The 13,095-nt window shown below is 35.6% G+C and carries 12 protein-coding genes, 2 pseudogenes and 1 riboswitch; of the genes and pseudogenes, 5 read left to right on the top strand and 9 right to left on the bottom strand.

Annotation, left to right across the window (positions count from 1 at the left end; all coding sequences use genetic code 11):
• Positions 1–21: 21 nt before the first annotated feature.
• Together ACM5BR_RS04870 and ACM5BR_RS04865 are read right to left on the bottom strand one after the other, a co-directional pair.
• Entirely contained in the window at positions 22–1,218 is a 1,197-nt protein-coding gene (locus ACM5BR_RS04870) for an MFS transporter (RefSeq protein WP_416826375.1), read from the bottom strand.
• 126 nt (positions 1,219–1,344) lie between these two features.
• The gene (locus ACM5BR_RS04865; RefSeq protein ID WP_416826374.1) at positions 1,345–1,764 is read right to left on the bottom strand and encodes a MarR family winged helix-turn-helix transcriptional regulator; all 420 of its coding nucleotides are present in this window, start codon (positions 1,762–1,764) and stop codon (positions 1,345–1,347) included.
• Between the two features lie 178 nt (positions 1,765–1,942).
• Here ACM5BR_RS04865 and ACM5BR_RS04860 point away from each other — a divergent pair, with 178 nt between their 5' ends.
• Positions 1,943–2,566 carry an NUDIX hydrolase gene (locus tag ACM5BR_RS04860; protein ID WP_416826372.1) on the top strand — a complete coding sequence of 208 codons (624 nt, stop codon included), beginning with the start codon at positions 1,943–1,945 and terminating at the stop codon, positions 2,564–2,566.
• Positions 2,567–2,622: 56 nt separating this feature from the next.
• Here ACM5BR_RS04860 and ACM5BR_RS04855 read toward each other — a convergent pair whose 3' ends face one another.
• Together ACM5BR_RS04855 and ACM5BR_RS04850 are read right to left on the bottom strand one after the other, a co-directional pair.
• On the bottom strand, positions 2,623–2,934 hold the full coding sequence (locus ACM5BR_RS04855; protein ID WP_416826370.1) for a spore coat protein: 312 nt from the start codon (positions 2,932–2,934) through the stop codon (positions 2,623–2,625).
• Positions 2,935–2,946: 12 nt separating this feature from the next.
• Positions 2,947–3,225: a hypothetical protein gene (locus ACM5BR_RS04850; protein WP_416826369.1), complete on the bottom strand. Its 279-nt coding sequence runs from the start codon at positions 3,223–3,225 to the stop codon at positions 2,947–2,949.
• 153 nt (positions 3,226–3,378) lie between these two features.
• Between ACM5BR_RS04850 and ACM5BR_RS04845 the strand changes: the two genes are divergently transcribed.
• Entirely contained in the window at positions 3,379–3,909 is a 531-nt protein-coding gene (locus ACM5BR_RS04845) for a CcdC protein domain-containing protein (protein WP_416826367.1), read from the top strand.
• A 72-nt stretch (positions 3,910–3,981) separates the two neighbouring features.
• Here the strand turns inward: ACM5BR_RS04845 and ACM5BR_RS04840 are convergent.
• Positions 3,982–4,864, bottom strand: a pseudogene (locus ACM5BR_RS04840) (LysR family transcriptional regulator).
• A gap of 131 nt (positions 4,865–4,995) precedes the next feature.
• Between ACM5BR_RS04840 and ACM5BR_RS04835 the strand changes: the two are divergent.
• Positions 4,996–6,201, top strand: a complete 1,206-nt coding sequence (locus tag ACM5BR_RS04835) for an MFS transporter (RefSeq protein WP_416826365.1) — start codon at positions 4,996–4,998, stop codon at positions 6,199–6,201.
• A gap of 29 nt (positions 6,202–6,230) precedes the next feature.
• On the opposite strand, the gene ACM5BR_RS04830 is transcribed toward ACM5BR_RS04835, so the two are convergent.
• Complete coding sequence (locus tag ACM5BR_RS04830; RefSeq protein ID WP_416826362.1) at positions 6,231–7,592, bottom strand: PFL family protein; 1,362 nt, start codon at positions 7,590–7,592, stop codon at positions 6,231–6,233.
• 91 nt (positions 7,593–7,683) lie between these two features.
• Entirely contained in the window at positions 7,684–7,959 is a 276-nt protein-coding gene (locus ACM5BR_RS04825; protein WP_416826360.1) for an ACT domain-containing protein, read from the bottom strand.
• Between the two features lie 136 nt (positions 7,960–8,095).
• A riboswitch (glycine riboswitch) is annotated at positions 8,096–8,173 on the bottom strand.
• Between the two features lie 260 nt (positions 8,174–8,433).
• Between ACM5BR_RS04825 and recQ the strand changes: the two genes are divergently transcribed.
• The gene (gene recQ / locus ACM5BR_RS04820) at positions 8,434–10,548 is read left to right on the top strand and encodes a DNA helicase RecQ (RefSeq protein ID WP_416826358.1); all 2,115 of its coding nucleotides are present in this window, start codon (positions 8,434–8,436) and stop codon (positions 10,546–10,548) included.
• A 72-nt stretch (positions 10,549–10,620) separates the two neighbouring features.
• Here recQ and ACM5BR_RS04815 read toward each other — a convergent pair whose 3' ends face one another.
• Positions 10,621–11,700, bottom strand: a complete 1,080-nt coding sequence (locus ACM5BR_RS04815; RefSeq protein WP_416826356.1) for an acyltransferase family protein — start codon at positions 11,698–11,700, stop codon at positions 10,621–10,623.
• Between the two features lie 368 nt (positions 11,701–12,068).
• On the opposite strand from ACM5BR_RS04815, the pseudogene ACM5BR_RS04810 reads away from it, so the two are divergent.
• Positions 12,069–12,167 (top strand): annotated as a pseudogene (locus ACM5BR_RS04810) (hypothetical protein); the annotation flags it as partial.
• A 435-nt stretch (positions 12,168–12,602) separates the two neighbouring features.
• Here the strand turns inward: ACM5BR_RS04810 and ACM5BR_RS04805 are convergent.
• On the bottom strand, positions 12,603–13,043 hold the full coding sequence (locus ACM5BR_RS04805; RefSeq protein ID WP_416826354.1) for a YaiI/YqxD family protein: 441 nt from the start codon (positions 13,041–13,043) through the stop codon (positions 12,603–12,605).
• Positions 13,044–13,095: the final 52 nt, after the last annotated feature.

The following is a 13,095-nucleotide window of genomic DNA, read 5'->3' as shown; positions in this document are numbered from 1 at the left end:
CCTTGCTTTTTATCCCTTTTTCTAGGCTACCTTATTTTCATGCTTCGGAACAAGATCAATGGAATGATTCAAAAACATCATCAGTGAATTTAAAATAAGAATAAGCATGGTCACATAAAAGATCGTATGGATATTCCACACTGCTGCAATTTCACTTCCCATAAGCGGTCCAATGAAGTTTCCTAAAAACAAGGAAGAAGAATTAAACCCAAAAGCAGTGCCTTGTAATTCTGGAGGTGCAAGTTTTTTCACGAGCACATTCAAAGAAGGAATCATACCACCAACAAATAATCCAAGAGCAAAACGCCCAACTAATAGCATTGTAATACTACTAGCCATGACTTGGGGAATAAATGACATGGCTGCCATGAATAAAGAAAATACCAATACTTTTCGCTGTCCAATGGTATCTCCGATTTTTCCCAAAATAGGTGCTCCTAGTAAATTCGCAACACCCGTTATCGAAACGACTAGCCCTGCGAGAAATTCAAGATGTACGCCTTGATAAAAGGTTTTTACATAAACGGTCGCTAATGGCTCAATACTCATCATTCCTACATTCGTTACGAATGATGCAATAAATATTGGAAGTAACGGCTTCATTAAATAAAATTGTTTTTTAATAGAGCTAGTTTCGTTTCTTCTTTGTTCATGATGATCTTCATGAACAAAAAAGATAATGATAAAACTTGCAATGAAAAGCAATGCACCCGTCAAAAAGAATACGGAATGATATCCCATATTTTCAGCAAGTATCCCTCCAAGCAAAGGTCCAAGCAATGCTCCTGAGATAGAACCAGTTTGCAGCATACCAAGTGCCCGCCCTGATTGCGCATCAGGAGTAACAGAAGCTTGCAGAGAAACTGACATCGAAATAAATCCAGAGAAGATCCCATTAAAAATACGAAGGACAAGCAATTGCCAGGGACTAGAAACAAAACCCATTAAGGTAGTTATAGTTCCCATTCCAAATCCAGCACGTAACAGCATAAGCTTTCGGCCGTGTTTATCTGCTATAGTCCCCCAGATAGGCTGACATATAAAAGAAAATACAAATTGAGCAGCAAAAATCCATCCTGTCCATCTCTCAATATCGGCTGTTTGATGAACACCTAATTGTTCAATATACAAAGGTAAAAAAGGTAGAATAATACTCATGCCCATTGCTGCAACAAAGTTTGATATCCATAATACTAATAACGTTTTTTTCCATTTCAAAATTACTACACCTTCTATCTATACCCCAATCATATATAGTGCTTTTTCTCACAAGGAATACCTTCCCGTAAATGAATATGCCTACTATTCCGAACCCAAAAGGAGGGGATGAAAAAAGTTTTCACTTTACTCAGTTTCATTGGTTCCAAGCATACCGAGAAGCTCTCGTAAATTTGTTATTTGTTCCTGGCTTAATCGTTTTGTCATATCCTGTTCAAATGTACGAACGGTCTGCTCTACATCAGGTAATGTTTCTTTTGCTTTTTCTGTTAATACGACAACTTTCTCACGCTTGTCTGTTCCTAGTTTTCTTATTACCCAGCCACTTTTTTCAAGACGAGTAAGAGTTCTTGTAACGGTTGGAGCTTCCACATTTAAGTATTTCCATAATGAGGTTTGTGTCATGCTCCCGTATTTCTGTAGACAAAACAATATCATCCATTGTGAATGATAAAGCCCGTGCTTCGATAATCGTTCGTTCATTTCTTTCGTTAATAATCGAATTTTTTGATTTAATTCATGCATCAAAAGACTAGTTGAATTCATATTCTCATCCTTACCTAGGTAAATATATTTTCTATACTTTATAGCAATGCAATATATAAGTAAAGAATTTTGTTACAACAGCAAACTATATTGTAACACACAATATGATTGTGAATAATTGAAGAATCCTTTACAATTACGATACAAGAATGGTAGATCAAACTGGAGGTGAATAGTAGTGAAAATAGAAGAAGTGATGATGAAATTACAACATAGAAACCCAAACATATTAGGCAGTAAATATGCCTCCCAATATGCGGTACTATTACCGCTTATCGAAATAAATGGGATTATTCATGTATTATTTGAAGTAAGGGCATATGAGCTACGACGACAGCCTGGTGAAATTTGTTTTCCTGGTGGCAAAATTGAAGAGGATGATCAAAATGAATCCGATACGGCAATTCGTGAGACAATGGAAGAATTAGGGATACGAAGAGAGAGTATTGAAAATGTAGTTCCGTTAGATTACATTCCTTCATTCTTCGGTTCTATTATATATCCCTTTGTAGGTGTTCTAAAGAACTATGAACAAATCAATTATAACCCCTTAGAAGTTGCTGAAATATTCACTGTACCACTTTCGTATTTTCAAAACACACCGCCCGAATCCTATACGATTACTTATAGAGTAGAACCCGAGAAGAGATTTCCTTACCACTTAATACATAATGGTGAGAATTATAATTGGCAAGTGAACGAGATACATGAATATTTTTACTACTATAAGGAAAAAGTGATTTGGGGATTAACGGCTCGAATTTTAAAGCACTTTATTGATATCACAAACAAAGAAAAGTAACCATCAGTGAGGGATATTCCTCCATCTGATGGTTACATACTAACGTCTTGCTATTTTTATTGGACTCCAATATGCTGCTGAATCAGTTGATTCGTTTCGTTTTGAGTTTGACTACATTGCTGAATCTGCTTTGTAATCTCGGATGAAATGGCTGGAGAAGAGGCGGTATACATACCGTTATTCGACATAAACGTATATAACTGATCTTGAAGATTTAAGGAATCCTGTAATAATCCTTGGAATTGTTGCCGGACTACAGGACAATTTGATTCCGTTACGGCAGTTGCATATTCACCTGACGTTCGTTTCAAATCGGCTAGAATGGTATATAACAAATCTTCATCTTTTAATATCGGTTGTTGCATCATTGTTTTCTCTCCCTACTGAATGAAAGATTGTTCTTGTTGATTTGCATTCTTTTGCATTCCAATCCACTGATTTTCCGGCCCTGCACTAGGAGCAAGAGAATTATGTTGTTGTAGTACTCCGAGTAATGTTTGATAATGTTGTTGATGCTTAGATACGAATTGTCGGCATAAATTCTGAACTTGTGTATTTTGCGAATGAGATGCAGTTGTAATACATTGTTTTACTAATAGATCTTCGTTAGACATACTATCAACGATGTATTCCATTTCCTTAAATGTTAACGGCTTCATTGTAAATCCCTCCTTTATTTTCTTTTTTATTGTTCGTAAATGGTTCGCTTTTTATTCCAATTTGAAGTTTTCATAAAATATTGTACGATGTGCATATATTTAATGGTAATATCTGAGGTGCTGGGTGATTCTTTTGATAATTGGAGGAGTGAAATGAATTTTACTGTAGAAAATATGTATCCTGTGTTATTCATTCTTCTTATTTTATATGTAAGAGTGAAACGATCAATTGGGTTTCAGCCTTTTAAAGTTCGAAAGTTTATAATAAGAATTATTATTTTTTCTATACTCATTCTTGTTCTTCTAGCTATGAGTGCCACTCATCCAATTTCATACCTGTATGATTTAGCAGGAATAGTAGTTGGAGGCGTATTAGCAACGTATGCAATGAAACATAGCTTATTTGAATTAAGAGAACAAGCTTTGTTTTATCGAACTCATATTTGGATCGAATCCATTGTACTTTTCTTGTTCTTAAGTCGTTTCTTTTATCGCCTTATATACCTTTTTTCTATTTCCAGCTCACAATCTTCTTCGCAATTGAACCAAAATTTCGCTAAAGACCCGTTAACTTATGCCGTGTTCTTTTTGTTAGCTGTATATTATATTGGTTATTATTCCTTTGTCCTGCAACGCGGGAAAAGAATCTTACATGAATCTAGAGATTCGAACCTATCATTATAAATTCTTTTTTGTTGGGACCGTACTATTTCTAGAATGGTCTCTTTTTCATTGTCCTCATAAGCATCTTAATGTTTACATTAACTTTGAAAAGTAATTTATTACAAACGATTTAAATTTCCGAGTAGCAGGGGATAGATAGTGCTCAGATAATGTCGCAAGTGCAATCGTTCGTTGACACGGATAATCGTTTATAGGAAGGAGTCTCATTTTCGATTCATCTAATTCCTTTGTTTTTGGTAATACAGCAATTCCAAGTCCAACAGCGATAAAGCCGGCAATAGTAGGAACTTCTTCACCTTCAAATGTAATATTAGGCTTTACTTGTAACTGTGTACACATTTGATCGAAAATATAACGCAGACCATAGCCTTTTTTAAAGCAAATAAAATCTTCATTTTCTAATGAACGGAATAAAACACTTGATTGCTTAGCTAGTCGATGATGGTAAGGAACTACAAGATACAACGGTTCGGTTGTTAAAGTAGTCCATTCAATATTTTCCCTTGACTGGAGGGGAAGTTAAGCAAAGATCGACCAATCCTTTCTCAACCTTTTCCAATAAATAATTGGTAGCTCCTTCAAATAATTGAAACGTAACATTAGGATATATCTTTTTATAATCTCCAATGAGTTGGGGGATTACATTTGCTCCTAGAGTATGCAAGAATGCTACAGAGATTTCTCCACCATCAGGTGAAGTGATTTCCCGAATTTCTTCCATTCCTTCGCGAATTCGTGCCTGTGCTTGTTCTGCTTTTTCTAAAAACATAATTCCGTACCTTGTTAACGTAATCGTTTTCCCATTACGTATAAATAAAGGAACACCTAATTCTTGCTCTAATTTGATAATGGACCGACTTAACGCTGGTTGTGAAATTAATCGTTTTTTTGCTGCTTTTGTGAAATGTTTGAGCTCAGCTACCGCAATAAAATTTTCTATTTGATGCCATTCCATATATGACCACCTATTTCCGATTAATAACGAAAGGTTATTATATTTATGCAAATTATAAATTAGACGCATAGAAAAGAAAAGAGTAACATAAAAGTTGAAATTACTAGATAAATAATACGAGGAGAAGAACCATGACTTTTTTTGAAAGAGGAAGCAGGGAATATCGAAATGCTTGTATATCATTATTCCTTGCTGGCTTTGTATCATTTGCAACTTTATATGCTACACAACCTATTTTGCCAATTCTTTCAATGGATTTTCATATTTCTGCAGCAGCATCAAGCCTAACATTATCATTATCAACGATGGCCTTAGCTGTAGGAATGCTTTTCGCAGCACCATTGTCAGATACAATTGGACAAAAACAAATCATGATATTATCTATGATTATTACCTCCATTCTAGGTTTAGCAACAGCGTTCAGTCCGAATTACGTTACACTTATTGTGCTTCGTGGAATCCTTGGTCTTGCTGTAGCAGGAGTTCCAGCAATTGCGATGGCCTATACGAGTGAAGAGTTTCATCCTAGCGGGCTCGGAAAGATAATGGGGCTATACATAGCTGGAACAAGTATTGGGGGAATGGCAGGTCGAATATTAACGGGAATCCTTACTGATTTATTTTCATGGCGGGTTGCACTAGCTACACTTGGAATCATTGCCATACTGATGAGTCTACTATTTTGGAGATTGCTTCCTTCACCTGTCCATCATAGAAAACAATCCTTTCAGTGGAAGCCTGCATTACAAGCTTATAAAATACATCTTGATAATAAATCATTAATCCCTCTGTTATGTATGGGGTTTGTACTAATGGGTGGCTATGTTACATTGTATAACTACGTTGGATTTATGCTAATGGAGCCTCCCTATAATTTAAGCCAAACGGTGATTGGATTTTTATTTCTTGTTAATTTAGGGGGAGCGTATAGTTCCATGTATATGGGAAAAAAGGCAGACCATTATGGACGTCCACTTATTTTAAAAATATCTCTATGTATTATGATTTGCGGAGCAATCCTTACACTTATTCCTAACTTCATCATAAAGCTACTAGGAATTTCGGTATTTACATTTGGATTTTTTGGAAGTCATTCCGTTGCCAGCTCATGGGTGGGAGCAAGGGCTGATGTAAATAAATCTCAAGCATCTTCTTTATATCTTCTGCTATATTATGTAGGATCCAGTATTGTTGGGTCGATAGGCGGAATATTCTGGACGGATTATAAATGGCCAGGAGTTATTTTGCTAATTGTATGTATACTATTATGCGGATATCCACTTATTTTTGCGGCTTATAAGAAATATCAATCATCTCCTAGATTGGGACACAGATAAGAAAAAAGCAAAGGCTTAAATGGCCTTTGCTAGTTAATTAATGCTTGAAGAGGAGCGGGTATACGGCCGCCGCGTCGAATGAGTTTCTCGGAGCTGAATGGATTTACTCCAATTACAGGAGCTCTTCCAAGAAGACCGCCAAACTCAACCATGTCTCCTTCTTTTTTCCCTGAAATGGGAATGACACGAACTGCAGTTGTTTTTTTGTTAATCATTCCAATGGCTGCTTCATCAGCTATCATAGCGGAAAGGGTAGCGGGGGAAACGTCACCTGTAATTGCAATCATATCGAGTCCTACTGAACATACACAGGTCATTGCTTCTAGCTTAGACAACGTTAAGGACTGATCAACAATCCCTCGTATCATTCCGTTATCTTCACTAACAGGAATAAAGGCACCACTTAATCCTCCAACATAAGAGCTAGCCATCGCTCCACCTTTTTTTACTGCATCGTTCATCAGAGCAAGTGCTGCAATGGTTCCGTGAGTTCCTACACGTTCAAGACCAATTTCTTCTAAAATCTCAGCAACACTATCATTTAATGCATTGGTCGGTGCGAGAGATAAATCCATAATACCAAATGGAACACCAAGCCGCTTCGCAACAACTCTTCCAATAAATTCGCCAGCACGAGTTATTTTAAATGCGGTTTTTTTGATGATATCTGCTACTTCACCTAAATCAGCCTCTGGGTATCGTTTTAACGCATGTAACACGACACCTGGTCCGCTTACGCCAACATTTAAAACAACTTCACCCTCGCCAGCACCATGGAACGCGCCAGCCATAAAGGGATTATCTTCAACAGGGTTACAAAAAACAACCAACTTCGCACATGCTATACCATTTCTATCTTTGGTACGTTCAGAAGCTTCTTTTATAATTTCGCCTACAATACGTACAGCATCCATATTGATTCCGGTTCTCGTTGTTGCAACAGATATGGAAGAACAAACACGCTCCGTTACAGTTAAAGCTTCTGGAAGGGCATCGAGTAACGTTTGATCTCCTTTTGTAATTCCCTTATGAACGAGAGCAGAAAATCCCCCAATAAAGTCAACGCCTAGCTCGTTCGCAGCTTTATCAAGTGTTTTCGCTAATTCAACTGCTTGCATAGGAGTTGCAGTTCCTAATAATTCTGCAATTGGTGTAATAGAAATACGTTTATTAATAATAGGTATCCCGTATTCTCGTTCAACATCCTCTGCTACTTCCTTCAAACGGCTTGCATATTTCATTATCTTATTAAAAATACGGGTATTCATCTTTTCAAAATCGGAGTCTGCACAATCTAATAAGCTTATTCCCATTGTAACAGTCCGTATATCTAAGTTCTCCATTTGAACCATTTGGATCGTTTCAAGCATTTCATCGAGTGCAATAGCCATATGTTTCTCTCCTCTACTGGAACTAACGCGACGCTCTTTAATGAAAGAGTTAGGTTAGGATACTTTTATGCTAGCTGGTTGCAAATATTTATTAAACACGGTGCATGGCATGAAAGATTTCCTCAAGCTGAATGTTTATTTTCAATGACATCGTTTCACTAATTGAATCAAACTGATTTTGTAGTGTTTCTAAATTTTCAATTGCAGATACATCAACAATCATCATCATCGTAAAAAAGTCTTGTAATATCGTTTGGCTAATATCCAAAATATTTACGTGATTTTCTGCTAATACATGAGTTACCTTACTAATGATTCCTACTTGATCCTTACCGATTACGCTAACTACTGCTCTTCTTTGTGTCACGCTGTTCACCTCTTTATGTTGGTAGAAATACATGTCGATTGTCTATATAAACAGTCAACTAAAAAATGGAATAAAAAAAGATTGGAGTTTTCCTCCAATCTCAGACAACCCAAGAGAATAACACAAATCATTCATGAGTTACTCTTCTGTCCTTTTGCCTGAGATTGTGAATCCTTCGGCGCTGTAAATATACAGTCTCTCCAGAAGCTGCTCCTGTTATAGATTTACCCATAACGATCATCGCGGCAATATTTAAATATTATATCGATTTTAACAATATTTTGGATATTGGTCAATACAAGTAGATAAACCCTTGTGTTTACACTGCCATCGTTTTGAAAAATGAACACATTTCGTTTGGCTTATTTTGGTGATATAGATTTTGCAAATTTGATACAAAAACAGTGTCAAATTATAAGAGAGTGATGTTCTATCTCTATATGCTATAATTCAAGTATGAATGGAGTGTAGACGATGTTGACGAAAGCAAAGACTTATTTACGACAATATTTTGGATATGACACATTTCGCCAAGGGCAAGAACAGATTATTGAACGTGTGTTAGCAGGGAAAAGTACTGCTGGTATCATGCCAACAGGCGGAGGGAAATCGATTTGTTATCAGATTCCATCGCTTTTGTTTCCTGGTGTTACCATCGTTATTTCACCGCTTATATCATTAATGAAAGATCAAGTCGATAGTTTAGAACAAGTCGGTATTCACGCAACATACTTAAATAGCACATTATCCTTTGCAGAGCAAGCAAACCGTATGCGAGAAATACAACAAGGTGAATATAAAATTGTATACATAGCCCCAGAACGATTAGATTCTTTTCAGTTCATAGAACAATTACAGGAGCTTACCTTATCACTTGTTGCCATAGACGAAGCACATTGTATTTCACAGTGGGGACATGATTTCCGTCCTAGTTATTTAAAAATTGAAACAATTATACAACAATTACAACCTACGCCTATCGTTTTAGCATTGACAGCAACTGCTACTCCTCAGGTAAGGGATGATATATGTCGTTTATTACATATTCCAATGGAAGATGTGGTCATTACAGGATTTGAGAGAAGTAACTTATCATTCAAAATTATAAAAGGGCAAGACCGCCTTAATTATGTAATGGATTATGTAAATAAAAATAAAAGGGAAGCTGGCATTATTTATGCTGCAACGCGAAAAGAAGTGAATCATGTTTATGAATATTTAAAAAAACAAGGGATTAAAGTAGGCAAATATCATGCTGGAATGAGTGTTCTTGATCGAACGGCTTCACAAGATTTATTTCTACAAGATGATATATCCGTTATGGTTGCAACCAATGCATTTGGGATGGGCATTGATAAATCAAATGTTCGGTATGTTATTCATTATCAAATGCCGAAAAACATAGAAAGCTATTATCAGGAAGCTGGGCGTGCCGGACGAGATGGCCTTAACAGTGAGTGTATTTTATTATACGCAGCACAAGACGTACAAGTTCAACGATATTTAATTGAGCAAATAACGAATATAGAACAAAAAAATAACGAAATTAATAAGCTTCAGCTAATGAAAGACTATTGCCATACAGAAGGATGCTTACAATCTTATATATTGCAATATTTTGGTGAGGACAATTCCGTTGCATGTGGACAATGTAGCAATTGTACGGATAGTCGAAATTCGGTTGACGTGACCACAGAAGCACAAATGGTTTTATCATGCATCATTCGTATGGGTGAACGGTTTGGAAAAACAATAATTAGTCAGGTGCTATCCGGTTCCGCAAATAAAAAAATACGCGAAATGAAATTTGATACACTCTCCACTTACGGAATACTGAAACAAAAGTCAGCAAAAAATATCATGGAGTTTATTGATTTTCTCACCTCTGATCAATATATCGGTATTTCAGGAGGACAATATCCTGTTTTATTTGTGACAAACAATGGAAAAGAAATTTTACTTGGAAACCAAAAGGTGATGAGAAAGCAACAGATGGAGGCAACACAGTTTTCAGTTGATCATGAATTATTTGAGCAGCTTCGTGAATTACGGAAAATAATTGCATCCGAAGAAAAGGTACCTCCGTTTGTCATCTTCTCAGATCAAACTTTACGAGACATGTGCAATATACTTCCACAAACACCTGAGCAATTGTTAGAAGTGAAGGGAATTGGCATGCAAAAGCAAGAGCGGTTTGGTAAACGATTTTTACAGATCATACAAGAGTATATTACAGGGCATCCTGAATTTGAAAGGACGCCATCAATAAAAAAGAATAAAAAACGTATCGAAAATTCTCATCTTGTATCCTATACTTTGTACGAACAAGGAAAATCGATTCAAGAGATAGCAAATGAGAGAGAATTATCATGTATCACTATTGAAAATCATCTCTTACAATGTGCAGGAGAAGGTATGGAATTAGATTGGTGCAAGATTGTTCCATCTACATATGAAGCAATGGTAGAAGAAATCATTGCACAAATCGGTATGGAAAAACTTAAGCCGATTAAAGATAAACTTCCGGATGAAATTAGTTATTTTATGATAAAAGCAGTAATTTGTAAGCAAAAATTAGGGACATCTTAATTGAAGAGTAATAGGTAAAAAGGCGAACATCATACTGTGCCATGCTTGTACAGTATGATGTTCGCCCTTTCTTTATAACTTTGCAGATGTTTCACGTAAAAGCAATGGGGCACTCTTAGGTTTAGGAATCATATTTTTCATACTTGCTACTAGAGGTTTCTCAATATATGAATGAGCAAGACATCCCATAATTGTTACCGTAATCATGGTAACTATTATAGAACCTACGCTACCAATAACACTTGTAATTCCTAATTTGACAAGCATAGCGGCTACAAACCCTAGAAAAGGAGGATGTACGAGATAAATCGAAAATGATGCATTTCCGAGATAGTTAAATATACGCGGAAGCTTTATTTGTCGTGTCATATCAATCGAAACGATACCGAGAATAAGAGCGGTAGCACATATTGTGTACATAAAGGTTTCATCAAATCTCCACAAATTATATACTCCACTTATCCACGTATACCCAAACCCAATTGCACTGGCTATAAGAAATACCATACCATGTTTAATCGTTCGATGCATAGCATAATATGCACAGCAGACTCCTGCTACGAACTCGAGATTTATTTTATTAAATATCATGGCTAGGAAATCATTTGAAAAGGTAGTAGATGTAATACTGAAATAGAGAATGGAAGCAATCCATAAACCTACAACAGTTTTCATAAATCGGCTGTTCGAATAAATAAATAATGAAAATACAAAGTAGAAGAGTAACGTATATCGTAAAGACCAAGCACTATAAATAATAGGAAAGTCTTGAGATGGCAATAGCAGGAATGAGTTTAACATCGTTTGCAAATTTTTTCCGTACCCATAACCAATAGGCACAAAATAGAAGAAGACAATCATTACGATTGTAAGTAACCAATAGTAAGGAATGATCCGTGTAAACCGTTTGATTAAAAACGGGCGGAATTTTTCTTTAATTCCAAAATCCTTTGCATATACATAATACATCATAAATCCAGTTAACACGAAAAAGTAATCGGCTCCACCTATTCTAGAAAGCTTAGTGAGTCCGAGAAGATTAAAATTAAAATATTGATTTGAAACAAAACTAGTATGAAACAAGATAACCAATAAAGGAACGATTGCTCTCGAAGCTTGCACGAGTTGCAGACGTGGTTGTTTTGTTTTCATTTTAGCATCCTCCTTTAACACAATGGTTTTATAATAACATCCTTTTGCTGGATGAGAGAAACAAATGTTTTTTTAATATACGATTATATACATGTTTAGGTAGAGAATGAGATCTACATCACGTTGTCTTTTGTTTTTACATTGCTAGTATGGAGTACATTCCTTAACATTAGCTTAACATAAATTAATAATTAGGATTCACCTATAAAAGCAAACAATAATTATATTATGTAAACAAAAAAACATTACAAAGATTACCAATATGAATGTAAGGGAGGTCCATCGAGATACGTACAGAAAGGGGAGGATCCCAAAAGGGTGTTTGTTATCGATAAATAAATTGTATGTTTTAGGGAATGAGTTTGTTTTTAGGAAAACTTAGCTTTATGACTCCAAATGATGAAGCGTACACCAAACTCGACAAGAAATTTAAAGAAGTTACGAAACAAATAAATGAACTTTCCTGATTAATAGACCCTACAACGATGTAAGGATATGGGATAATAAATAATTTTTATGCGATAATTAAGTAAGAAAATGAGAGCGAGTTAGAACCAGGGTTATGTATCTCTTTTAAAAGTTACTATAATAATATTATGTAAACAAAATATGAACTCTTTTTTTGTTCCTATGTAAGATTGTGAAGAATTGTACGAAACTATAGAGTACTTTATTAAATTAACTGAGTGGTCATTTCTGAAGATTTTTTGTAATATTCTATAATCGAGCGCAATTCCAGAATAAGAATTGCGCTCTTCCTTTATGTTAAAGGCCAGTTTGTGGAAGATTATTTGAAAGTGAAGCGAGGCACTATGTAATTAGAAATATTTTGTTTAAAAAGAACTGAAATACATGTCACAATATTATTTTTCTAGGTTTTTCTTAAAAATGGACGGTTATTTTTATCGTGTAATCGCTCTTTTAAATAGCCCCCTAAATTTCTCTCTATCTTCTGATGTAAATGGTTTTGGACCCTTTGTACGCGTTCCGCTTTTTCGAGCCATTGCACTAAAATAACGTGTTTGTAATAATTGGTCAATGTTTTCATTTGTATAGCTAAACCCTTTATGGTGAAGAACTGTACATCCTTTTGCTAAACCTAGCGAAGCAAGCCCATAATCTTGCGTAACAATTATATCTCCTCTTTCTACTAACTTCATAATCCGATAATCCGCAGCATCTGCTCCGGAATCAACATAAATGGTTTCCACTCCTGATGGATGTTCCGCATTAGAAAAATGAGAAAAGCTAGTAACAAGGATAACAGGAATTTCCGCATTCGTACCTTCAGTGATAATAATATCTTTTACCGGGCAAGCATCTGCATCAACATAAATTTTCATCTTTATCTCTCCCATAAAACAGTTCGAATTGATAGTGATAATAATGGGTGAT

This window comes from Ectobacillus polymachus, from assembly GCF_048159605.1.
GTDB lineage: Bacteria > Bacillota > Bacilli > Bacillales > Bacillaceae_G > Ectobacillus > Ectobacillus polymachus.
Note: the sequence above shows the minus strand (reverse complement) of the source record. Positions and strands in the feature narration are given on the sequence as shown.

Excerpts from the sequence above, each read along its gene's own strand:
- ACM5BR_RS04865 (WP_416826374.1), bottom strand. The coding sequence starts at position 1,764 with ATGAATTCAACTAGTCTTTTGATGCATGAATTAAATCAAAAAATTCGA.
- ACM5BR_RS04855 (WP_416826370.1), bottom strand. The coding sequence starts at position 2,934 with ATGATGCAACAACCGATATTAAAAGATGAAGATTTGTTATATACCATT.
- ACM5BR_RS04850 (WP_416826369.1), bottom strand. The coding sequence starts at position 3,225 with ATGAAGCCGTTAACATTTAAGGAAATGGAATACATCGTTGATAGTATG.
- ACM5BR_RS04845 (WP_416826367.1), top strand. The coding sequence starts at position 3,379 with ATGAATTTTACTGTAGAAAATATGTATCCTGTGTTATTCATTCTTCTT.
- ACM5BR_RS04835 (WP_416826365.1), top strand. The coding sequence starts at position 4,996 with ATGACTTTTTTTGAAAGAGGAAGCAGGGAATATCGAAATGCTTGTATA.
- ACM5BR_RS04830 (WP_416826362.1), bottom strand. The coding sequence starts at position 7,592 with ATGGCTATTGCACTCGATGAAATGCTTGAAACGATCCAAATGGTTCAA.
- recQ (WP_416826358.1), top strand. The coding sequence starts at position 8,434 with ATGTTGACGAAAGCAAAGACTTATTTACGACAATATTTTGGATATGAC.
- ACM5BR_RS04815 (WP_416826356.1), bottom strand. The coding sequence starts at position 11,700 with ATGAAAACAAAACAACCACGTCTGCAACTCGTGCAAGCTTCGAGAGCA.
- ACM5BR_RS04805 (WP_416826354.1), bottom strand. The coding sequence starts at position 13,043 with ATGAAAATTTATGTTGATGCAGATGCTTGCCCGGTAAAAGATATTATT.